Raw genomic sequence first — 22,182 nt, forward strand, 5'->3', positions numbered from 1 at the left:
TTATCACCTCATTATTTGAAAAAGTAGTTCCATCATTTGATTGGCAATTTCCATTAGCTTTCCTGCCGCTTCGTAAGCCTGTTTGAATTGCAGTAAATTTTCCGCCTCTTCATCCAGATTGACTCCACTGATACTTTCTTGATAATCCACAGATTGTTTATATAAAACCTGAAACGCATCAGCACGATTTTTAGCCTCATTGGTTTGGCTTCCTGTATCAGAAAGTAAATCAGAATAAACATCAAAAATCGTTTCATTGCCATTAGAAAAAATATTTTGTTGCTGAACTCCAGCTAAAAGTAAACCGTTCCGATTATCACCATACCCGCCTTGATTGAACTGAGCAGTAAACTGATCGCCAGCATTTGGAGCACCTGATAATTTAATAGAGTAAGACGGATTGACGCTATCAGGAATCTGAATCACATTGTCTGTATTAGGCACGAACGCGATTGGGCCAGTTGTAATCCCGTCTGTAACGTTAATCAAATTGAATTGCGTTGGGGAAATAAAATCTATGGTATATTGTTTTGTGACCTCATTAGTATTTATAACGGAGCCTAAATCAATTTTTCCTTGCCCTGTATTGTTTATAGAGGCACTGGTTTGTACCGGTGCTGCAAGCGCTAATTGACGGGGATCACTCATCAATAAAGAAAAATTCTCGGCAGCCCCACGTGTTGGCATAATTGTAAACGTATCGTTATCTACCAAATTAGCAATATTATCGACGGTAATGGTCATGCCATCGACGACGATTTGTCCTGCAGGGGGAGCTGGTGGGTTACTGCTCCAATTTAATGTTACTGCTGAACCATCAGAATCACGAATAAGTGCTATCTGATTTGTTGCTGCATCAGTGACAACCAATTGGTAATCACTTATTTTGGTTTGTGAGATATCAGTAATATTCACTGATAATACTCCGGATCCAGCATTTGTTGCGGCAGGAACCGAACGATTTAATTGCAAAGCCTGGCTGTTGTAGTCCGTAAAAATATTCTGTCCCAATTGATTATTCAAATCCATACCCAAGCGATTTTGAGCATTGAATGTCTGTGCCAATCCAATCGCCATTTGCCCTATTATTTGACTGGACTTAGATAAGATATTTCGTTCATAATTCAATAAGCCACCTAATGTCCCACTGACCAATTGATTTGTAATATCTGTTTTTCCTGCACCTGAATCCAACGAGATATGAGTCCCTTGCGCTGTGAGTTGGTCATAACTCACAGACAAAGCTCTTTGAGTCGTTCCGATCACCAACATTTGGCCACTACCAATACCCACATTCACCATCCCACTATCCTGTTCAATTACAGTTAAATCGGAAAACCCAGATAATTCTTTAAGTAATTCATCTCTTTGATCTAACAATTCGGGTGAATTGGGTGAGTTCATTATTTGTTCATTTACTGCCGCAAGGTTGGCGGTTAGTTGATTGATTTTACCTGCTATTTCCTTGATCTGTGCTGTAGAGCTTTCTTGATATTGATCAATATTTTGTTGTAAAAACAAAAACTGGCTTGCTAACAATTGGCTTTGACTCATGGCAACATTGCGTGAAGCCACACTGTCTGGTGCATTATTTAATTGACCTAACGAGTCAAAAAAAGACTGTAAAGATGAAGATAGGCTGCTGCCATCTTGAGAAAACAATTTATTAATTTGCAGGGCTTGCTGATAAAAAGTATCGTATTGGGATTTAATGCTTAATGTACTTCTTACTTGAGCATTAGCAAATTGATCGACATTGCGATAAACGTTATTAACAGCTACCCCTGTACCAATAAATGAGCCCGCAAAACTCCGTGATGGGGTTGGAGTAAATTGAATACTTTGTCTTGAATAACCCCGAGTTTTGACATTTGCAATATTATTCCCAGTAACGCTCAATGCGTTTTGAAAAGCATTCATTCCTGAATAAGCAATACTTAGTATTGACATGGTTACTCACTCCCTCACTGCTATTAAGTTAAGGAAAAAACTGTCGTTCCCGCGAAGGCGGAAACCCATTTCTAGTAGAGCGTGGCGCCAATTTAAGGATAGATTCCCGCCTTCGCGGGAATGACAAAATTCCTTAACTTCATGGCCTTGACTCACTCCCTGACCAATATTCAAATGTCTTACAAATTAATCATCATCTCTGTCAGCAACAATGTTTTTTCAAACTTGTTCCGATAATTCACAGCGCTGGATCGCCTGGTTTAATTCTTCACCATGATAAATTGATAAAATCTTCTCACCATACTTAGGATCAGTGGCATACCCTGCTTTATGTAATTCATGGACGTAAAGCTCCGGGTTTCCAGTACTGGCCAACGCATTTTGATATCGCTCATTGTCTTTGATTAAAGAAATATAGTCATTAAAACTATGTTCAGTTGATGAATATTTCCTAAATGATGCGTTTACCTTAATTGGAGTATCTGCAATATATTCTGTGGTTTTAACATTCACAGAATCAAGTTCATCATTACCCGACTTAATGTTAAATAAATTGTTACTGCTGCTGCCATCAATATCCTTAGTAACAAATTTTCCCCATCCTGTTTCCAATGCCGCTTGTGCCATTAAAACTTTAGGATCTAAACCAATAAGCGATGCGGCTTGCTTGGCTTGGGGCCAAATTGATTTGACGAACTCATCAATTGTAGTTGTTGGTCTATCCTGCTGTTTTTGATTGGCTGGAGTAACAGGTAACGAAGTAGAGTTCACCGTTTTAGCCGGTGTCAATTTTGCTGGTTGCTCCGTTTCAGGCAAATTATGCTCCATTTGTCTTGCCAGCATGTCAGCCAAACCAATACTCTTAGAATTTGCAATAGTACTCGCATATTGAGCATCCAACATATCCTGAAAGGTTTCCCGATCTTTACCTCTAAATGGACTAGATTCTTCAAGAAAATGCTGTCCCATCCGCATGCTTTTCAACATAGACTGTAAAAATATTCCTTCAAATTGCTTCGCTGCCTCAGGTAACGCTTCTTTTGCATTATTTTGCGCTTGCACTTTGAGTTCATTTAATGCATTAAAATCACTGGTTGCAATTCCATGTACAGTCATATTTATCCTTTATCTTGATGAGCAGATTCTTCGTCTTCAGGACTTAAGAACAGACCAAACTCTTGCATAAGCCCTGAAATGTCCCACTCTTATATCACGATTATAGTAGCATTTAACGCACCGGCTTGTTGTAGTGCTTCAAGTATCGCAATCACATCAGATGGTGTTGCGCCTACAGCATTTATACCTCTTACAATATCCTTTAATGTCACACCTGGTGGCAAGACAAAAGCATGATTATTTTTCTGCTCAATAGATACTTGTGATTGTTGTGTTGAAACTGTTCGTCCATTTGCAAAAGCATTGGGTTGGCTTATCACTGGAGTTTCCGTCACACTAACCACCAAATTACCATGTGACACTGCGGCAGATTTCACAATGACATTAGACGAAATAACTACCGTTCCTGTACGTGCATTAATAATAATTTTAGCGATTGCCTCAGCAGGTTTGAATTCTATATTCTCCAGCACTGAAACATAATCTACACGTTGGGACATTTTTTTAGGTGCTGTAACCACTATTGATGCAGCATCCAACGCTCTGGCAGTCCCTGGTCCCATCATTTCATTAATGGCATCGCTCATACGTTTTGCAGTTGTAAAATCAGGGGAATGTAAATTAAAGGTCAATTCTTTTGTAAAATAAAAAGGATTAGGAATATCCGCCTCAATTGTTGCACCATTAGGAATTCGTCCCCCGCTGGGAACATTTACAGTAACACTTGTACCATCACTACCTGCGGCACTAACACCAGAAACAATCACATTTCCCTGAGCTACTGCATAAACTCGTCCATCGGCCCCTTTTAATGGGGTCATTAACAAAGTTCCACCTAATAAACTTTTCGAGTCACCAATCGACGAAATATTGACATCCATAGCTTGTCCCTTTTTCATAAAAGAAGACAAGCTCGCGGTCACCATGACTGCTGCCATATTTTTTGAGTTAAGTTTGGTTCCTGCTTGTATGTTGACACCTAATTGGGTAAGCATGTTGGCAAACGTATCTTCAGTATATCGAGTCCCGGTTTTATCTCCTGTACCATTTAAGCCAACAACCAAACCATAACCGATCAACTGGTTTGTGCGAACACCGGCAAGGGTTGCAATATCTTTAATACGTTCTGCATAAACGTGATTTGATATCAGATTTATTATCAACATCCATGTAATTATCAGCAATCGCCGCATTACAATTCCTTAAATTAAGCACTCTTATAAATGCAAATCCTATCTTCTTTTTTAATCTAACCGGGTAAAACAAGGTTGATCATCTGAAGATTTTCATTCTGAACTTCAACTCATTCAGATGACCAACTAGATTAGGTTGGGAACAATGGTCCCCACATAATTCGTGCCAGCCATCCTTGGGCATTAGTATTATTTACTTGTCCTGTACCTCCGTACGCAATACGAGCATTGGCCAAACGATCTGAAGTGATGGAATTGTCAGCACGGACATCCTGAGGTCGAATAATTCCGGATACACGTACATATTCTTCACCTTGATCGATTTTAACCCATTTTTCACCTTGAACTACCATATTACCATTTGCCAACACTTCTGATACGGTAACAGAAATGCTTCCAGCCAACTTATTATTCTGTACAGCTTGCGCAGAACCATTGAATTGTCGCTGATTGTTTAGATCAAAGTCCATACTGTAGCCATTACCAAAAGAGATTGGCTTTCCTAAAAAGAGTTTATTTTTAATTACGTTTGTATCAGTTTTCATTTGTTGCAATGTCGCATTTTTTGATGCATTAGTACTTTCAACCAAGAATACTGTAATGATATCGCCAGGATGTCTCGCTCTTGGTGTTTCAAAAAGAGGTAAAGCTGTTTCAGCACTATAAATGGCACCCGATTCTTTCCTCAACTCCTTTGGATCAGGAGTTGTAGGATATGTAGGTGCATACTCAGGGTCTTTCCCTCGTTGGGGTGGATTTAAAAGTTCGCACCCACTCAAAAGAATGGCAACTGAGCTTACAACAAGCAAATTAAATAATTTCATCAATGAAATCTTCTTAAACAGTTTGATTTAAGTATTGCAGCATGTTATCCACTGTCTGAATACCCTTTGCTGTAATTTCATAGCTTCTTTGAGCTTGAATCATATTGACTAGCTCTTCAACTACATTCACATTAGATGCTTCCAGAGAACCTTGCAATAAGGTACCAACCCCTGATGTTCCAGGATTATTCAGTGTTGCTGCGCCACTTGAGGCTGTTTCGATAAAAAGGTTTTGTCCTATAGGTTGAAGTCCAGTCGGGTTGGTAAAATTAGCTAATTGGATGTTTCCAAGTACTGTTGGCGTGTTGCTTCCAACCACTGTAGCGCTCACCACGCCGTCAGCACTAATGGTAACTCCTAATGTTTGGTTAGGAATATTTATCGCAGGTTGCAGCGGATATCCATTCATATCAACAAGTTGACCCGTGCTATCCACTGTAAAAGTGCCATCACGAGTGTACGCTTGTGTACCATCTGGCATTAAAATCGTAAAAAATCCTTGCCCTTGAATCATCAAATCATAAGGGTTATGCGTATTTTGCACACTTCCTTGCTCGAATATTTTTTCTGTGGCTGCTAAATGAACCCCGGAACCTGAATTTATTCCTGTAGGAATTAAAGAGTTCTCCGAAGATTGAGCCCCAGCTTGACTTGAGTTTTGATAAAGTAAATCTTGAAATATTGCCCTATCTTTCTTAAATCCAGTAGTGTTGACGTTTGCTAAATTGTTAGCAATCGTAGCAATATTTTTTTCTTGTGCTTCCAAGCCTGATTTACTGACCCATAATGCTGGTTCCATGGAGATCCCTCCGCAATTATTCTTATTTATCGACTAAAATGGTAATCATACCTGCAATACTTGTGCCAATTTCTGGAGATTATCTTCAACTGTAGATATCACTTTCATATGAGAATCATACTCACGCCCAGAAGAAATCATTTCTACCATTTGGTCAATGGCATTAACATTTGAGCCTTCAATAGCCCCGCTTTTAACTTTTACACTCCCATTAGCAGCTGTTGGAGCACCACCATTTTTTAATTGGAATAAGCCTTCTGAGTTTTTAATAATATTATTTTTATCCAGTGTTACTAACTTAATCCTATCTAATATGACGGCACTTCTAGGATCGCCACCAAGCGGCACAACGGTAATCGTCCCATCCGTTCCAATATTGATTGATTGGGCTGGAGGAATAGAAATGGGACCGCCATTACCCAAAACAGGATGCCCAGATGCCGTAGTCAATAAACCATTAACATCCAAGCGTAAGTTTCCTGCTTTAGTATATGCCTCTTTACCTTGACCATTGCCAACTGCAAACCAGCCATTGCCTTCAATCGCTACATCTAAATTACGCCCTGTTGTCATAATCTCACCAGGGCTTAAATCAACTGCACTCGGATTTTGTATTGCAAAGGCTGGTCCATCATTAGATCCATTCATATTTGCATACAAAGTTTGTGCTTGATACATATCGGCTTTAAAACCAGGAGTATTCACATTCGCCAAATTATTGGCGATTATCTCCTGACGTTTGAAACCGATTCGTCCACCACCTGCAGCATTATATAAGATAGGATCCATGAGTTATCTCCTAACGTATATTAATAATTGTTTGGGTTATTGTATCACCCGCACGAATTGACTGTGCATTAGCCTGGAAATCACGTTGAGCACTTATTAAATCAACCAGTTCACTGGTTAAATCCACATTAGATTGCTCCAACATGCCTGATCTAATCTGCCCTAGTCCTCCAGTTGTAGCAACACCAATTAAAGGCTGACCTGAAGTTGAAGTTTCACCCCAACATACATTTCCCATATTTTGCAGACCCGTAGGATCAGCAAAATTAGCTAATTGAATTTGTCCCATCGCCATGGACTGACCGTTGGTATAAATTCCTAAAATAAGTCCTGTATCGTCAATACTTAGGCTAGCCAAACTTCCTGTTGTATAACCATTTGGGGCGCTTGATTGAACCGAAAATGGGCTGCCGAACTGTGTGCTGTCTGATAAATCAATATTTAAACTTAAAGGATTGGCACCATTATTCAAGTTCAGTGATAACGGAATCAGGTTGTTACCAATAGGCACACCCCCTGGGCTAGCGACTCCAGCAAAAGATCCATCTGAATTAAAATTCACCTCGTACAAGTTCGTTGTATTATCTGTTCCTGCATTAGTTGGAACATTTTGGTTATCAATTTGAAAAGCAACATACCATTGATTCTCTGTACCCGCAGGAGTTGAAGCATTAGGTTGCCCCGCTGCTGCTGCCGAATCTGCTTTGATAAAAAACATACTGAGCACATGAGAATTCCCCAAACTATCATATATAGTCATTGCGGTGGGGTTATTATAAGAACTGCTAAGCGGTGAAGCGCCACCAACCCAATCAATAGCAGGAGGAGTACTTTGTGAGTTTAAATTAACACCAGTCGTCACCATAGTTGTGGCCTGTGGAGTTATATTCTCTGTACTTATTTGTAAATTCCCTGATGTTCCAGTAATATTTCCTTGGCCATCAGCAAGTAGCCCGGTAAGATATTGTCCATTGGCATTGGTAATATAATTTTGGTTATCCAATTTAAACTGACCGGCACGGGTATATAGAGCTCCGCCGCCAGGATTGTTTAAAATAAAAAATCCGGAGCCATTTACTGCAAGATCTAAACTATTTGTGCTATTCGTTAAATTTCCTGATGCAAATGATTGCTGAACTTCAGTCAACATTACGCCACCACCGATGGAAGTGCTACCGGAACCAAAGCTCCCATAACCACCAAAAGCATAAATATCACCAAAATTAGCACGAGAACCTTTAAATCCTATAGTTGAAGAGTTTGCAATATTATTACCTATAACATCCAAGTTACTGGTTGCTGCCTGAAGTCCACTTAGTGCTGCGTCAAAAGTCATTTTAGCCTCCTGCTTTTAAACTGAAATTTGTCTTACTTGATCCAATGATATTGGTCCAATTCCTGCTACATTTAATTTTAATCCTTCTCCATTTTGACCAAGGCTTACACTATCAACATTTGCAGAGGTCATGGTTTTTAATGATACTTCTTGCCCTCCATAAACTGCATGTACCTCAATTTTATATTTACCTTCTTTGACTCGATTATTGTCGCTTCCTGTACCATCCCAATTGAACTGAAAAAATCCTGGTGCAGGTTGGCCTAAAGGAATCGTTTTTATAAGCTCACCCGACTCTGAATAAATAGATGCATTCAAATTACTGAGACCCGGTGGAATATCAACTGCAGCCTTTGAATCTCCTTCCGCCCCCAGTTGGAGCGCGTTACTATTTACCAAAACTTTACGACCAACTAAAGCGGAAGCTTGTAAAGCCTGATTTGATTGTAAAGAAGTTGCCATTTGTTGCAGCGATTCTTGCATTTTAGCAACTCCATCATTCGTACTAAACTGAGCTAATTGTGAGAGAAACTCACCATTTACCTGCGGTTGCATGGGATCCTGATTTTGAATTTGAGCCACCATTAAACGCAAGAAATCCTGTTGTCCCAGGCTTTGTTTTGCTGTCGCATCAATTTGATTAAATGATGCATTAGATGCGTTAGTTCCATTAACTGAATTTGTTGACATTCCCTTTCCTCCCTTACTCACCTAGCCTTAAGGTCCTTTGTAATAGTTGTTTTGTTGTATTGAGCAATTCAATATCCATTTGATATGACCTTGATGCAGAAATCACGTTCGCCATTTCTTCAACATAATTCACATTCGGTGTATAAACAAATCCATTTTGATCTGCTTGAGGGTTATCAGGTGCATAATGCTTTATAGGATCTAAATTGCTTTCATAAGTTCCTTTAAGTTGAACTCCCCCAGATATTTGTTCTCCCATCCATTGATTTGCATGTTCTTGTACTGCTTTGAATATAGGATATTTCGCTTTATACACTTCGTCAGCACTACCCGTTTCTACGTTAGCATTACTCATATTCTCAGCACTCGTTGTCAAACGAGCTGTTTCAGCTGTCAACGCCGAACCTGCAATATTAAAAATTGCACTTAATGTCATTGCTATTCTCCTTTCAGCGCAAGCATCATGGATTTGATTTTACTATCAAGAAAACTCAAACTGGCTTGATAATTAAGCGAATTCCGTGCAAATTCGGTGGTTTCCAAATCTTTATCCACGGTATTTCCATCTAGAGACATTTGAGAAGTAACCCGATATTTCAAACTCGCTGAAAAATCCGCATTTGTATCGATATGATTCGGAGAAGTAACCTCCATCTTTTGCGCACCGCCAGCCATACTGGCTGCCAAAAATTCATTGAAATCGACATCTTGAGCTTTATAATTGGGTGTATTAACGTTGGCTAAGTTATTCGCCAACTGCGAGGCTCTATGATCGCGTGCGACTAAAGCTTTAGCATGTATTCCAAAATATGAATCCAAATCTAACGCCATATGTCCTCCTTTTAAAGTCAGTACAACAAGAAATGCAAACATTGTGCCAATTTCAAATAAGTGAGAAAATAAGCGAGTTATAACTTGGTAAGGCTTAACCATGTCAAAAAACCATTCTCTTCCTGAAAACGCTATAGAACAAGTAAAACATTATCTGTTACAGTTACAAAATACAATTTGTTCACGACTTGAAAATCTTGATGGTCAAGCCCAATTTATCGAAGACTCCTGGAATCGTCCCTCAGGTGGTGGCGGAATTACTCGTGTTTTAACAAAAGGTTTGGTTTTTGCGAAAGCAGGTGTCAATTTCTCACATGTATCGGGAGCCCATCTCCCTGCTTCAGCCAGCGCACATCGCCCCGAATTAGCAGGCAGAAATTTTAATGCCCTCGGCGTATCATTAGTCATTCATCCAGATAACCCCTACGTACCTACATCGCATGCGAATGTCCGCTTTTTTCTTGCAGAGAAAGATGGGGCGGAGCCAGTTTGGTGGTTTGGTGGTGGATTTGATTTAACACCCTATTACGGATTTGAAGAAGATTGCATACATTGGCATCAAACTGCCTTGCGTGCCTGCGAGCCCTTTGGTCAAACGGTTTACCCTAAATTCAAACAATGGTGTGATGAGTATTTTTTTATTAAACATCGAAACGAAGCGCGTGGAATTGGCGGCTTATTTTTTGATGATTATAACGAAATAAGTTTTGATCATAGTTTTGCCCTGATGCAAAGCATAGGCGATCACTATATTGAGGCTTATGCTCCAATCGTATCACGTCGCAAATCCCATCCTTTTGGTGAACGAGAAAAAGCCTTTCAGAATTACCGAAGAGGACGATATGTAGAATTCAATCTAGTCTATGACCGTGGTACTTTATTCGGATTGCAGTCGAATGGCAGAACGGAATCAATTTTAATGTCATTACCGCCCGAAGTTACTTGGGAATATAATTGGCAACCTGATACAAATAGCGCAGAAGCAAAACTTTACACTGATTTTCTGCCTCCGCGTGATTGGTTAACATCAGAATTAGTTTGTAGCTAGATACTAAGTAGCTTAGGGTGCAGCGCAGCAGAACCTTGGGAGCCAAATCTGAATGAATAGTTCCAACCCCTGTTCCGCTGAGCCGCCCCACGGCTTCACTTTAACTTATTACTTTGCTGGCAGAACCACTCTCTTTAAATAAATCCGGGCTAACAACGCAACCACAGCATTTAATAAACTCAAAATTAAAAAAATTTGGGGAATTTCAGCACTAAAATGCAACAAACCAATGACCATAAGTGTCCCTGCAACCATAAACAAAGAATTATATATATTATTGGTGGCAATAACTCGAGCTCTGCCATGAGGCGGGCTCGCAACCTGTAAATAGGTATATAGGGGAACTAAAAATAAGCCGGAACTAAAAGCCAACATAAATAAATCAAAAGCAATACGCCAATGGGCAAAGCATGTAAAAAAATTACTTAATGAAAAGAGTAAGCCTTGTTCTGTTTCAGGAGTAGCCCAATACAAATCCATTGAAAAACAAGTAAAGGCGAACATGGCCCAGGGGACCATAGTCAGGTTAATTCTCCCTTGAAAAATAAAGTTCACCGTCACTGAACCACATGCAATTCCTACTGAAAATAAAGCAAGAAATAATGCGAAAACAGCATTATTTGCCCCTAAAACATAATTCGTATAATCAGGTAGCTTGGTTAGGATTACTGTTCCTAATAACCAAAACCAAGATAAAATCAAAATAGATAATAAAATACCGAAATGCTCTGTCACCTGCTTCAGCATCTTATAAGTCACTCGCCAAATCTGAGCATCAATTTTTATCTTTTCAGATGGAGATGGGGCTCTAGGTATAAACATACTTGAAGTTAATCCAGCAAGTGCAATAAGTACCGTCAAAAAAATAGCCAGGTATGGTTTTGGGCTGTTCATTCCTATGGATAAAGAACCCATAGTAGTTCCTAATAAAATGGCGATAAAAGTACTTGCATCAACTAATCCGGTCGCCCCTAATAAATCCTTTTGGGGTAAATGATCCGGTAAAATGGCATATTTTATAGGCCCAAAAAATGTTGAATGTACTCCTAGACCAGTCAAAGTGAACATCATCAGAAAAATATTGCCCCAATATAAAGCAAAGCTACCGATAATCATTAAAAATACTTCTAATATTTTGATTACCCGAGTCACTAAAGCTTTATCATATTTATCTGCCAATTGCCCGGAAGTAGCTGAAAGAAGAAAGAAAGGTGCTATGAATAAAGTACCTGCTATTGCCTGGTAGAATTCGGATTGAGCTTGGTCATGTGTTAAATGATAACTAATCAAAGTAAGCATTGCCAACTTGAAGGCATTATCGTTGAACGCACCAAAAAATTGAGTCAGAAAGAAAGGCAAAAATCTACGTTCTCTTAAAAGGTAAAAAGCACCAGTGCCCATGGGCAAAACTCCATTGATAAATATACATAACCGTTCATGTATCACAGAAAGTGAATACTACACTGAACGGTTAGATAATTCTGCATATAATATCAATAAAAAACGTGTAAATCTGATCGGTTTGGTTTTAACATTGAAGGAAGAAGATGATTATACTTTAATATCAACTCTTCAAGGTTATCATGAGTCTCTGCCTCACGAACGAGCTGAGACAAGCCTGTCCCTGAAATCTTATTATCTGATAAATCTACATATTTTAAATTATTATTTGATTTTAATGCTTGTGAAATATACTCAGCCCCGACATCACCAATTTTGTTGCTTCTTATAATAAGGTGAGTCAAAGATTGTGATTTAGTAATCATGGCGGCAATTTCTTTGGCGCATTCTTCATTCAAGTTATTGTATGATATGTCCAAAATTTTTAATGAGGGATGTTTCAACACAAAATGATGCACAGCATTCATTCCTGCCAAGCTAAAATCATTACAGCTTAATACCAACTCGTATAAATCTGTATTCGTTTCCAATGCTGCTAATAAACACTGCACTCCAGTATCACGTAACCAGTTTAATGATAAATCCAAAACGTTCAGCTTTTTCTTTTTTAGAAAGGAGAAAAAGTGAGCAGGAACTTTCTCCCCTATCCAATTATCTACAAATCTGATTGTATTCAGTTTTTTATTGGGTAATGAATCAAATAAATAAGCGAGGTGCTCCGTATCAATATGGTTCGCATAAAAGGAAACCTCACTTACTTTAGAGGATAATTTCAGGATGTCATGGAGTGCACTATAATCTTTATCATCCAAAGTGGAATGCCCAATACTAATTTTTTTTATTGATTTGCATTGTCTTGAGCCTTTGGATTGCAAATAGTTTTTAAGGCGAGGAAGCGCTAAATGGTGTTGTAGCTGAAAAAGTTCTATCGCTTCTAATGTTCCATGCTCATGTTTTAGTCGAATCGTCATATCACATCCCCTGTAAATTGATTTCTCATTAAGTGTAGATGATATTTTTCTACTGGATATAACGACGTATAAGATTTTAATTATTTAATTCGATACTCCCATAAAACGTGGTTCATTTTTATGGGAATATCTGCTCTTTTGGAATAATTAAATTTGCGCTACCAAACGGGTCAATACATTTCCAGGACCCACCTCAATAAAAACCGTTTCACCTTGATTTTTGAGATAACGGATCGTTTCAGTCCACCGAACAGGATGAGAAATTTGCCTTACCAAATTGTCTTTAATCATAGTGTCGCTATAGGGCTCTGCTGTGACATTAGCAATCACTTGAGTCTGAAGTGGAGAGAACTCAAACGGTGCAATAAATTTTGCAAATTCATTAGCAGCTGCTTGCATATAACGAGAATGGAATGCGCCACTGACTTTTAATGGGACACACATCAATGCTTCCTTGGCAAGCAATTCATTAGCCTTGGCAATGTCCTCAGCAAGTCCGGAAAGAACAATTTGTTTGGGTGAATTAAAATTGGCAAAATCTATAGAATCCAATCCATTGGCTCTCAGTAAAAATTTAATTCGCTCTTCTGGTAAATTAATTACAGCCAACATTCCCCCACCACTTGCTTGGGCCATCAATTCACCACGTTTTTGCACCAGTTTTAATCCTGTAACAAAATCAAAAGCACCTGCAGCAAATAAAGCAGCATACTCGCCTAAACTATGTCCTATAAAATATTGTGGTGCAGGCTCTTCAGCAGTTCTGGCCAAAAAAGATAGTGCTTCAATAACATATAATGCGGGTTGAGTATATTCGGTCTTACTCAGTTGTTGTTTGGGGTCATCCAAGCATAATTCCTTAATGGAATACCCCAAAATCTCATCAGCCTGTTTTATTTGCTCAGGGAAATGAGAAAATAATTCGATCCCCATCCCTTTCGCTTGAGATCCTTGCCCAGGAAACATATAGATTGTCATAGATACTCCTTTTCCAATACGAACACTCTAAATAAATCACTCATGATAAATAGAACTGCAAATAATGTCATTAAGTAAATTAAATAAAGGAAATAATGTAATCATTCCATTAAGTGATGGACATTAATCTGGATTATTTTTTATCCTAAATAGATAGTGTTTCGCCAAAGAATTGACTGGATCAATTTTAGGGTGAAGAAAATCCCCATACCTATCCCGAATCATTCCGAGTTTTTCCATAACGCGTTGTGAACGTAAATTTTCAGGCACAGTAAAAGCAACTACTTCCTTTAATTTTAGTGTATTAAATGCATAATTCAGAACAGCTTGAGCCCCCTCAGTTGCATAGCCCTTACCCCAAAATGAGAATGCCAAACGCCAACCGATTTCCACACATGGTGTAAAATGTGCTTCCCAGGCGGGACTGTTTAAGCCAATAAAACCCATAAATTCCTGCGTACTTTTTTCTTCTACAGCCCATAAGGTATAATTTTTTTCAGCGAGCTGTGCATTCATTCGCTCGATAAATGAAGCAACCATATCCATCGTCCAAAAATTAGCAATGTACTCCATTACCTTGGGATCTTGGTTCATAGAAAAAAATGGAGCAATATCATCATCGCTCCATGCTCTTAATAAAAGTCTTGGTGTCTCAATAGTGTTCATGGCAAGTAAATTGTCCCTTCCAAGTAAAGATGGCTTGTTCCATAAAGAAAGACTCGTCCTTCTTTTACTTCACACTCCAATTTGCCCTGACGGTTACCCCCTTGCAGGGCATTAATATGTGATTTGCTCAATTGTTGACACCAATACGGGGCAATAACGCAATGTGCAGAGCCAGTTACAGGATCTTCTGGAACATTACATCCTGGATAAAAACATCGTGAATAAACATCTGTATTATTTCCTGGTGCAGTTAAAATGAGGCCTCTGTAATCCAAACGAGCTACTGCATCCAAATCGGGTTCAGCCATTTTTACGTCATTTTCATTCTCATAAACAAACATTAAATCAAACTGACTTTTCAAGACTTTGTGCGGTTTTTTTAAATTTAATTGCTGTAACTCTGGTGACAGTTCAATTGGATGATATGGCAACGCTGGGAAGTCCATCATCATGCCATTTTCATTTTTACGAACAATAAGTACCCCACTTTTGCAATTAAATTTTATTTCCGATCCTTTAAAATTTAATTGCTCAAAAATAACATGAGCACTGGCAAGGGTTGCATGGCCACATAAAGCAACCTCTTCATTTGGCGTGAACCATCTTATGTAATATCCATCGCCTTCAGGAACAAAAAAAGCTGTTTCTGATAAATTATTTTCTGAAGCAATACTTTGCATTTCTTTATCAGTTAACCAACTATCTAAAGGGCAAACTGCTGCAGGATTACCTTCAAAAAGAGAGGATGCAAATGCATCTACCTGATACATGGACAAACGTTTCATACAAATCCCTTAAAGTAAAAAATAAACAAACGATAGGGATATATGAAGATGTTTTTGAAGAATTCAAGATCTATATTATTGTTTTTATAATATTTAGCCAAAAGATATCATTGACTAACTGCCACATCCCTAAATTTTCGGGCTCAAGCTCAATAAAAAGCCATTACCAGAACAAAAATTTCCGGATTGTAGCCATAATCAAAAAGTTCATTGCATGAGAAGTAAACCCAGGTTACGGCAAATCCTTAGCCTAGGTTAAACTTAACACGCAGCGATAGCTGAGAATATATTATGCGTTACTTTACTGTTCGGAAATCAGTGTAACGTCTTGTGCTTTTAACCCTTTAGGTCCTTTATCAAGCACAAAGGATACTGGATCATTTTCATGGAGGGTTTTAAATCCTACACCTTGGATATCTTTATAATGAACAAAAATATCGTCACCACTTTCATTAATGATAAATCCAAATCCTTTTTTCTCATTGAACCATTTTACATGGCCCGTTTCTCTTTGCGACATTAGCTATCCCCTTTGTCTTAAGCTTTACTATCCAACTATTTCAGATGTTTATTTTTAGCGCAAAAATATTTACTATTAAAACGCTGAGTTATAATAAACATTCACTATACGTAAGAATTGTTTCCTTACATATAGATTAGCATAGCAGTTTTTTATTGATTGTTAAGAATTTTTTTAAAAAAAACAACATCTTTATCTTACTTTTTTCTATTGGAAATACACAATGAATCAGATGAAATCAGCTTTTATAAAATTAGCACTTGATTGCCAAGTATTAAAATTTGGTGAGTTTACTTTAAAATCTGGCCGTATTAGTCCTTATTTTTTTAATGCAGGCTTATTTTATCAAGGAGACGCTTTAAGGAAATTAGGACATTTTTATGCAAAGACTTTACTTGAGCATAAAGTCCAATTTGAACATTTATTTGGGCCCGCTTATAAAGGCCTACCTCTTGCTACCGCAACAGCTATAGCTTTAGCTGAGTTAGGAAAAGAATCTACCGTTACTTTTAACCGTAAAGAAGTAAAAGATCATGGTGAAGGAGGCCAATTAATTGGTGCCCCCTTGTCCGGAAAAACAATTATTGTCGATGATGTTATTACTGCAGGTACCGCTTTTAGAGAATCACAGGCTTTGATTAAGCAACATGGTGGCCAATTAACTGGAGTCATTATCGCTCTGGATCGATGCGAACGTGGGCTAACCAAGGAATCAGCATTATCTGAAATTAAAGCACAGGGCATTGATGTGTATTCAATTATCACTTTATTTGATTTAATCGATTACTTAAAGAGTACAAATCAAAACGAACAAGTTAAAAAACTTGAGGCTTATCAATCTTTGTATGGTTGTTAAGCCAGATCCGCTCCATTCTAAACGCATAGCCGAAGCTTCATAGCCTGGATGCCTCACCTCTATCCTTCTCCCAATGCTGGGAGAGGGGATTTTTTTAACTTATAGACCCAGACTACTATTTTTTTAGATCAATATTAATCGTTTATCTACTTTTCTCCATTGACAGAATTAAAAATAGTCTTTACTATTGTATTAATGTTATAACGCGCTAATACATTAATATGAAAACACATACTACACTAAAACATTCTGCACTACCTGATTTAATGCATGCCATCAGCATGCTTGAGAACAAAGATGAAGCATTGCAATTTTTTACCGATTTATGCACTCCAGCAGAGCTCGAAGCAATGGCAGATCGTTGGCAAGTTGTTCCTTTATTGAGACAAGGTATTCCCTACCGCACGATTCATGAGCAAACGGGAGTTAGCGTGACCACAATAACTCGTGTAGCACGCTGTTTAAGTTTTGGTACTGGCGGTTATGAACTAATCGCCAAAAGATCGGAGTTATCGTGAAAAATCGTTTACGTTTGGCATTACAGAAAAAGGGTCGTTTATCAGAGGAGTCTTTGAATCTTTTACAACGATGTGGGTTAAAGTTTCGTATAAAGCCCAATAGTCTGCTTACACATGTTGATAACTTTCCCATTGATTTACTTTTTGTACGCGATGATGACATCCCGGTTTTAGTATTTGATGGTTTATGTGATGGAGGTATCGTTGGTGAAAACGTCTTATTAGAAGCCTCACTTGCCAACCCACACAAAGGATACAAAATAACAGCAACGTTGGGTACTTGCACGTGTCGCTTATCTATTGCTGTTCCTGAGTCTATGGACTATCAAGGCCCAGGAAGTCTGGATGGCAAACGTATTGCTACCAGCTATCCTAATTTACTGAATCAATATTTACGTGATAAAAAAATATGTGCTGAAAGTCTTGTATTATCGGGCTCAATTGAGGTTGCCCCGCGAATGGGTATGGCTGATGCAATTTGTGATCTGGTTTCAAGTGGCCAAACTTTGGAGGATAACAAACTCAATGAGGTCGATACAGTACTTTCAAGCCAGGCCGTATTGATCCAAAGCGCGCTACAGTCTTCCAACATGTTTCAAGACTTATTTGACATGCTTGCGCGAAGAATTCAGGCAGTACAACAAGCTCAGGAACGGAAATATATTGTTTTTCATGCCCCCAAATCTGCTCTCGAAGCAATTGCAGAAAAACTACCTGGAGCTGAATCGCCCACAATTCTACCTTTACCAGGAAATATGGATAAAGTAGCCGTTCACGTTGTTTCCAGTGAGCGAGTATTTTGGAACACCTTAGAAACCATTCAAACTCTAGGTGCCAGTTCTATATTGGTTTTACCCATAGAAAAAATGTTGGAGTAGTATGATGTTATCGATTAAAAATTGGCAAACCCTATCCCAAGCTGAAAAAAAACTCTATTTAACTCGACCCATGCAAACTTCATCAGTAAAAAGCAAGGTACACGAGATTATCAAACAAGTACGAACATTTGGAGATCAAGCCTTATTTGCATTTACAGAACAGTTCGATGGGGCTTGTTTGAAAAGCCTGGAAATCTCTAGGAACAAAATTGAAAACGCATACATTAGTAGACAATCACTTACTGCCATGAATGAGGCAATCAAAACCATTACCACTTACCATCAGGCGCTTTTACCGGAAAACAAAAATATATGTACCGCAAAAGGAGTGAATATTTATAGCACCTATAGACCAATACAACGCGTCGGTTTGTATGTACCTGGTGGCAACAAAACTCCTTTGGTTTCTTCATTGTTAATGCAAGCCATACCCGCGCAGGTTGCTGGATGTCCTACAAAAATATTATGTACTCCACCTGATGCATCAGGTTCCATTAATGAACATTTACTTGTAGCCGCACGATTATGTGGCATAGACACCATTTATGCACTCGGGGGAGCTCAAGCAATTGCGGCTATGGCTTATGGGACTGAAACGGTTACTAAAGTCGATAAGATTTTTGGACCAGGAAACAGTTATGTTACAGAAGCAAAAACTCTGGTTGCCTCAGATCCGTATGGTGCGGCTATCGATATGCCTGCAGGGCCTTCCGAAGTGATGATTCTTGCAGACAATCAAGCAAATCCAGCATTTGTTGCTGCGGATCTGCTCGCCCAAGCGGAACATGGAGTCGACTCTCAGGTAATTTTGATTTGCGACACAATTCAGTTTGCAGAAGAGGTAAATCAACACCTGCACGCTCAATTTACTCGCTTATCAAGAGCTCAAATAATCAAACAATCACTGGCAAACAGCTTGATTATTGCATGTGCAGATCAAACGGAACAATTAAATATGGTCAACATCTATGCGCCTGAACATTTAATTATAAATCGCGAGGATGCAAAAGATTTACTAGATAAAATATATAGTGTAGGCACTGTATTTCTTGGTTCCTGGGCTGCTGAAACTCTTGGTGATTATGTAACCGGATCAAATCATGTGCTACCGACAAATGGTTATGCCAAAAATCATAATGGCCTGAGTACACTCGATTTCCTAACTCGCTTTAATGTGCAATCGATTAGCGAAGAAGGAATTAAAAATTTAGGACCTGCGGCAATTGCATTAGCACAAATTGAAGGTTTGGATGCGCATGCACAGGCCGTAGCCATTAGGTTGAACTCATTGGAGAATTAAATGTCTGTACTTAATTTAATACGCCCTGAATTATTAAACAACCAATCTTATGTTCATAATGGAGCTCCTAAATATCGATTACATGCAAATGAGCTTCCTTGGTCTGCATTAAGCACGGATATTGATTTAAATTTTTATCCAGAAAAGCATCAGCAAGACCAGTTACAAGAACAATTAGCAAAACGTTATCAAGTGGATGCAAATCAAATTGTATTAACTCGAGGATCAGATGATGGAATTGATTTAATTACTCGTTTATTTTTAAGCGCAGGTCAGGATGCATGTATGCAATTCTCTCCTACCTTTTCCATGTATGCATTTTATGTATATTTACAACATGCGCAACTTATTGAATGTCCAATAGATTCTCGAAACAATTTCGAACTGTCATTAGCAGACATCAAAAATAGTTGGCAAAAAAATTGTAAACTCATTTTTTTGTGTAATCCTAATAATCCTACGGCGAACCTAATCGATCTGGATTTTATTGCAACTCTTTGCGATGAATATAAGAATCGTTCCATTATTGTTGTTGATGAGGCGTATATTGAATTTGCAGAAGCCCAAAGTGCAACTTCCCTAATTTCCCAATTCGATAATTTAATTGTTTTACGTACTCTTTCTAAGGCTTATGGCTTAGCTAATCTTCGTTTAGGAATAATTTTAGCGCAAGCAAATATAATCCAGGCCTTTAATAAAATTATGCCTCCCTTCCCTCTTTCCAGCGTAGTGATTGATTTAGCGCTACGCGCATTGGAAAAGCCTGAATGGTTTGCCCAGGCTATTAGCGCAATTAAAGAGTCTCGATCAAAGTTAGTGCAGGAGTTGCAAACTTGTCCTGCAATTGAAAAAGTTTATCCAACTGAAACAAACTTCATTCTTGTTCAAACCGAGTATGCGATTGAATTAACTTCTTGGCTCGCCAATCAAGGCATAGCAATTAAAAGCTTTTTACCTAATTCATTGCTACATAAGCATTTACGAATCACCGTTGGTGATGAGTCGCAAAATCAGCTTTTGCTGCGTACTTTATCTTCTTTTCAAAATAATGTTTCAGGATGTTAAAATGCAAAAAATCTTATTTATTGATCGTGATGGAACCTTAATTGAAGAACCTTTTGATTTTCAAGTAGATTCTTTGGATAAAATCAAACTCACACCCCATGTTATTCCTTCATTACTGCAATTACAAAAAGAAGGATACCGCTTTATTATGGTGAGCAATCAAAATGGAATTGGAACCCATTCCTTTCCTGAAGATGATTTTATAATCTGTCATGAATTTACTCTTGATCTTTTCTCTTCACAGGGAATATTTTTTGAGGAAATTTTTATTTGTCCTCACATGCCCGAAGATAATTGCTTGTGTCGAAAACCCAAAACAGGCTTGGTGGAACAATTCCTAAAAGAAAGAGCATTTAATAAAACATGTTCCTGGGTTATTGGAGACAGAGAAACTGATCGACAATTTGCAGATAGTCTGGGTATTAAATTTCTGCCAATTTCTCAAAAACATGGATGGGAGCAAGTTACCCAAACAATACTCAATCAAAAACGTAGTGCAGTGATTCAAAGAAAAACAAAAGAAACCGATATCAACCTGACGTTAATTTTGGATATGGACCAAAATAGTGAAATAAAAACACCTGTGCCATTTTTTAACCACATGCTGGAGCAAGTAGCCAAACATGGTGGATTTAATCTTGAATTATGTGCCAATGGAGATGTGGAAGTTGATGATCATCATCTGATTGAAGATACCGCAATTGCTTTAGGAGAAGGTCTGAAAAAAGCGCTTGGTGACAAATGGGGTATTAACCGTTATGGCTTCACCTTACCGATGGATGAAGCTTTAGCATCTATCGCAATTGATATCAGTGGAAGAGGTTTTTGCGAGTTCAAAGGCCAATTTACCCGGGAGTTTGTTGGCGGTATGGCAACCGAAATGGTACCCCATTTCTTTAATTCATTAGCCACCGCTCTTGGTGCAACGATTCACATCGAAGTTAAAGGTCAAAATCATCACCATATGATTGAAGCCTGTTTCAAATCATTAGGTAGAGCGTTAGGGCAAGCCTGCATGAAAACAAACAATACCCTACCATCGACCAAGGGGGTATTATGATTGCCATTATTGATGTTAGTGGCACAAATCTAACCTCCTTAGCAAATGCATTAAAAAGGTTGGGATTTGATTATCAATTAACACACGATGCAAAGGTAATTAATAAAGCAAGCCACGTGATACTACCAGGGGTAGGTACTGCCGCTTATGGAATGAATGCATTGCGCCAGTATGACTTGATTGATGTAATAACCTCACTAGAACAACCACTGTTGGGGATTTGTCTCGGTATGCAATTATTGTTTGAACACAGCGAAGAAAATAATGTTCGTTGTCTAGGAATAGTTCCCGGAACAATACAACGTCTGCCTCGCCAGGAAAATTACCCTGTGCCTCACATGGGTTGGAATCAGTTGCAATGGTGCACAGAGACATTTTTACAACAAGGGTTAATTGAACAAGATTATGTTTATTTTGTTCATAGTTATGCACTTGGTGAGAGCAAGTATGCTTTGGCTTATTGTGAATACAGTGAACCATTCACCGCAATAATTCAAAAAAATAATATTTGGGGAATGCAATTTCATCCGGAGAAATCTGCAGAAACCGGAATGCGTTTACTAAACAATTTTTGTAGCTATTCAGGTTAGCTTAGACGAATCGTCAAC

General features: G+C 38.4%; 24 protein-coding genes. 8 read left to right on the forward strand and 16 right to left on the reverse strand.

Going from position 1 to position 22,182, the window contains the following annotated elements; translation table 11 throughout:
• Nucleotides 1-3 precede the first annotated feature (3 nt).
• The 10 genes from flgK to flgB form a co-directional block, all read right to left on the reverse strand.
• Nucleotides 4-1,950: a flagellar hook-associated protein FlgK gene (gene flgK, locus ELY20_RS11195; protein ID WP_110142705.1), complete on the reverse strand. Its 1,947-nt coding sequence runs from the start codon at nt 1,948-1,950 to the stop codon at nt 4-6.
• Nucleotides 1,951-2,169: 219 nt separating this feature from the next.
• Complete coding sequence (gene flgJ / locus ELY20_RS11200; RefSeq protein ID WP_110142704.1) at nt 2,170-3,066, reverse strand: flagellar assembly peptidoglycan hydrolase FlgJ; 897 nt, start codon at nt 3,064-3,066, stop codon at nt 2,170-2,172.
• Between the two features lie 89 nt (nt 3,067-3,155).
• Nucleotides 3,156-4,259 (reverse strand): flagellar basal body P-ring protein FlgI, encoded by a 1,104-nt coding sequence (locus ELY20_RS11205; RefSeq protein WP_110142703.1) that lies wholly within the window; start codon nt 4,257-4,259, stop codon nt 3,156-3,158.
• 131 nt (nt 4,260-4,390) lie between these two features.
• Nucleotides 4,391-5,083: a flagellar basal body L-ring protein FlgH gene (locus ELY20_RS11210; protein ID WP_110142702.1), complete on the reverse strand. Its 693-nt coding sequence runs from the start codon at nt 5,081-5,083 to the stop codon at nt 4,391-4,393.
• A 13-nt stretch (nt 5,084-5,096) separates the two neighbouring features.
• Nucleotides 5,097-5,882, reverse strand: a complete 786-nt coding sequence (flgG, locus tag ELY20_RS11215) for a flagellar basal-body rod protein FlgG (protein WP_110142701.1) — start codon at nt 5,880-5,882, stop codon at nt 5,097-5,099.
• Between the two features lie 45 nt (nt 5,883-5,927).
• The gene (gene flgF / locus ELY20_RS11220) at nt 5,928-6,671 is read right to left on the reverse strand and encodes a flagellar basal-body rod protein FlgF (RefSeq protein WP_110142700.1); all 744 of its coding nucleotides are present in this window, start codon (nt 6,669-6,671) and stop codon (nt 5,928-5,930) included.
• Nucleotides 6,672-6,681: 10 nt separating this feature from the next.
• The gene (flgE, locus tag ELY20_RS11225) at nt 6,682-8,007 is read right to left on the reverse strand and encodes a flagellar hook protein FlgE (RefSeq protein ID WP_110142699.1); all 1,326 of its coding nucleotides are present in this window, start codon (nt 8,005-8,007) and stop codon (nt 6,682-6,684) included.
• Between the two features lie 15 nt (nt 8,008-8,022).
• Nucleotides 8,023-8,697, reverse strand: a complete 675-nt coding sequence (locus ELY20_RS11230) for a flagellar hook assembly protein FlgD (RefSeq protein ID WP_110142698.1) — start codon at nt 8,695-8,697, stop codon at nt 8,023-8,025.
• A gap of 13 nt (nt 8,698-8,710) precedes the next feature.
• Nucleotides 8,711-9,133, reverse strand: coding sequence for a flagellar basal body rod protein FlgC (flgC, locus tag ELY20_RS11235; RefSeq protein WP_110142697.1), 423 nt, complete (start codon nt 9,131-9,133; stop codon nt 8,711-8,713).
• 2 nt (nt 9,134-9,135) lie between these two features.
• Nucleotides 9,136-9,528 (reverse strand): flagellar basal body rod protein FlgB, encoded by a 393-nt coding sequence (gene flgB, locus ELY20_RS11240; protein WP_110142740.1) that lies wholly within the window; start codon nt 9,526-9,528, stop codon nt 9,136-9,138.
• A gap of 100 nt (nt 9,529-9,628) precedes the next feature.
• Here flgB and hemF point away from each other — a divergent pair, with 100 nt between their 5' ends.
• Nucleotides 9,629-10,576 carry an oxygen-dependent coproporphyrinogen oxidase gene (hemF, locus tag ELY20_RS11245; protein ID WP_110142696.1) on the forward strand — a complete coding sequence of 316 codons (948 nt, stop codon included), beginning with the start codon at nt 9,629-9,631 and terminating at the stop codon, nt 10,574-10,576.
• A gap of 108 nt (nt 10,577-10,684) precedes the next feature.
• Here the strand turns inward: hemF and ELY20_RS11250 are convergent, their stop codons facing one another.
• The 6 genes from ELY20_RS11250 to ELY20_RS11275 form a co-directional block, all read right to left on the reverse strand.
• Nucleotides 10,685-11,977 (reverse strand): MFS transporter, encoded by a 1,293-nt coding sequence (locus tag ELY20_RS11250; protein ID WP_110142695.1) that lies wholly within the window; start codon nt 11,975-11,977, stop codon nt 10,685-10,687.
• Nucleotides 11,978-12,069: 92 nt separating this feature from the next.
• Nucleotides 12,070-12,948 (reverse strand): leucine-rich repeat domain-containing protein, encoded by an 879-nt coding sequence (locus ELY20_RS11255; RefSeq protein WP_110142694.1) that lies wholly within the window; start codon nt 12,946-12,948, stop codon nt 12,070-12,072.
• Nucleotides 12,949-13,095: 147 nt separating this feature from the next.
• Nucleotides 13,096-13,926, reverse strand: coding sequence for an ACP S-malonyltransferase (gene fabD / locus ELY20_RS11260; protein ID WP_110142693.1), 831 nt, complete (start codon nt 13,924-13,926; stop codon nt 13,096-13,098).
• A gap of 123 nt (nt 13,927-14,049) precedes the next feature.
• The gene (locus tag ELY20_RS11265; RefSeq protein ID WP_110142692.1) at nt 14,050-14,592 is read right to left on the reverse strand and encodes a GNAT family N-acetyltransferase; all 543 of its coding nucleotides are present in this window, start codon (nt 14,590-14,592) and stop codon (nt 14,050-14,052) included.
• Nucleotides 14,589-15,377: a PhzF family phenazine biosynthesis protein gene (locus ELY20_RS11270; RefSeq protein WP_110142691.1), complete on the reverse strand. Its 789-nt coding sequence runs from the start codon at nt 15,375-15,377 to the stop codon at nt 14,589-14,591. Before ELY20_RS11270 ends, ELY20_RS11265 begins: the two co-directional genes overlap by 4 nt.
• Nucleotides 15,378-15,678: 301 nt before the next feature.
• Nucleotides 15,679-15,897 (reverse strand): cold-shock protein, encoded by a 219-nt coding sequence (locus ELY20_RS11275; RefSeq protein ID WP_110142690.1) that lies wholly within the window; start codon nt 15,895-15,897, stop codon nt 15,679-15,681.
• A gap of 223 nt (nt 15,898-16,120) precedes the next feature.
• Between ELY20_RS11275 and pyrE the strand changes: the two genes are divergently transcribed.
• From pyrE to hisH, 7 genes are all read left to right on the forward strand, one after another.
• Nucleotides 16,121-16,753: an orotate phosphoribosyltransferase gene (pyrE, locus tag ELY20_RS11280; protein ID WP_110142689.1), complete on the forward strand. Its 633-nt coding sequence runs from the start codon at nt 16,121-16,123 to the stop codon at nt 16,751-16,753.
• Between the two features lie 221 nt (nt 16,754-16,974).
• On the forward strand, nt 16,975-17,271 hold the full coding sequence (locus ELY20_RS11285) for a YerC/YecD family TrpR-related protein (protein WP_110142688.1): 297 nt from the start codon (nt 16,975-16,977) through the stop codon (nt 17,269-17,271).
• On the forward strand, nt 17,268-18,149 hold the full coding sequence (hisG, locus tag ELY20_RS11290) for an ATP phosphoribosyltransferase (protein ID WP_110142687.1): 882 nt from the start codon (nt 17,268-17,270) through the stop codon (nt 18,147-18,149). Before ELY20_RS11285 ends, hisG begins: the two co-directional genes overlap by 4 nt.
• Before the next feature lie 4 nt (nt 18,150-18,153).
• Complete coding sequence (gene hisD / locus ELY20_RS11295; protein ID WP_110142739.1) at nt 18,154-19,449, forward strand: histidinol dehydrogenase; 1,296 nt, start codon at nt 18,154-18,156, stop codon at nt 19,447-19,449.
• A complete protein-coding gene (hisC, locus tag ELY20_RS11300; RefSeq protein WP_110142686.1) occupies nt 19,450-20,514 on the forward strand; it encodes a histidinol-phosphate transaminase in 1,065 nt (354 codons plus the stop codon).
• Nucleotide 20,515: 1 nt separating this feature from the next.
• A complete protein-coding gene (hisB, locus tag ELY20_RS11305; RefSeq protein WP_110142685.1) occupies nt 20,516-21,574 on the forward strand; it encodes a bifunctional histidinol-phosphatase/imidazoleglycerol-phosphate dehydratase HisB in 1,059 nt (352 codons plus the stop codon).
• A complete protein-coding gene (hisH, locus tag ELY20_RS11310) occupies nt 21,571-22,164 on the forward strand; it encodes an imidazole glycerol phosphate synthase subunit HisH (RefSeq protein WP_110142684.1) in 594 nt (197 codons plus the stop codon). Before hisB ends, hisH begins: the two co-directional genes overlap by 4 nt.
• Nucleotides 22,165-22,182 lie beyond the last annotated feature (18 nt).

Source organism: Legionella qingyii (assembly GCF_003990155.1).
Classification (GTDB): domain Bacteria; phylum Pseudomonadota; class Gammaproteobacteria; order Legionellales; family Legionellaceae; genus Legionella; species Legionella qingyii.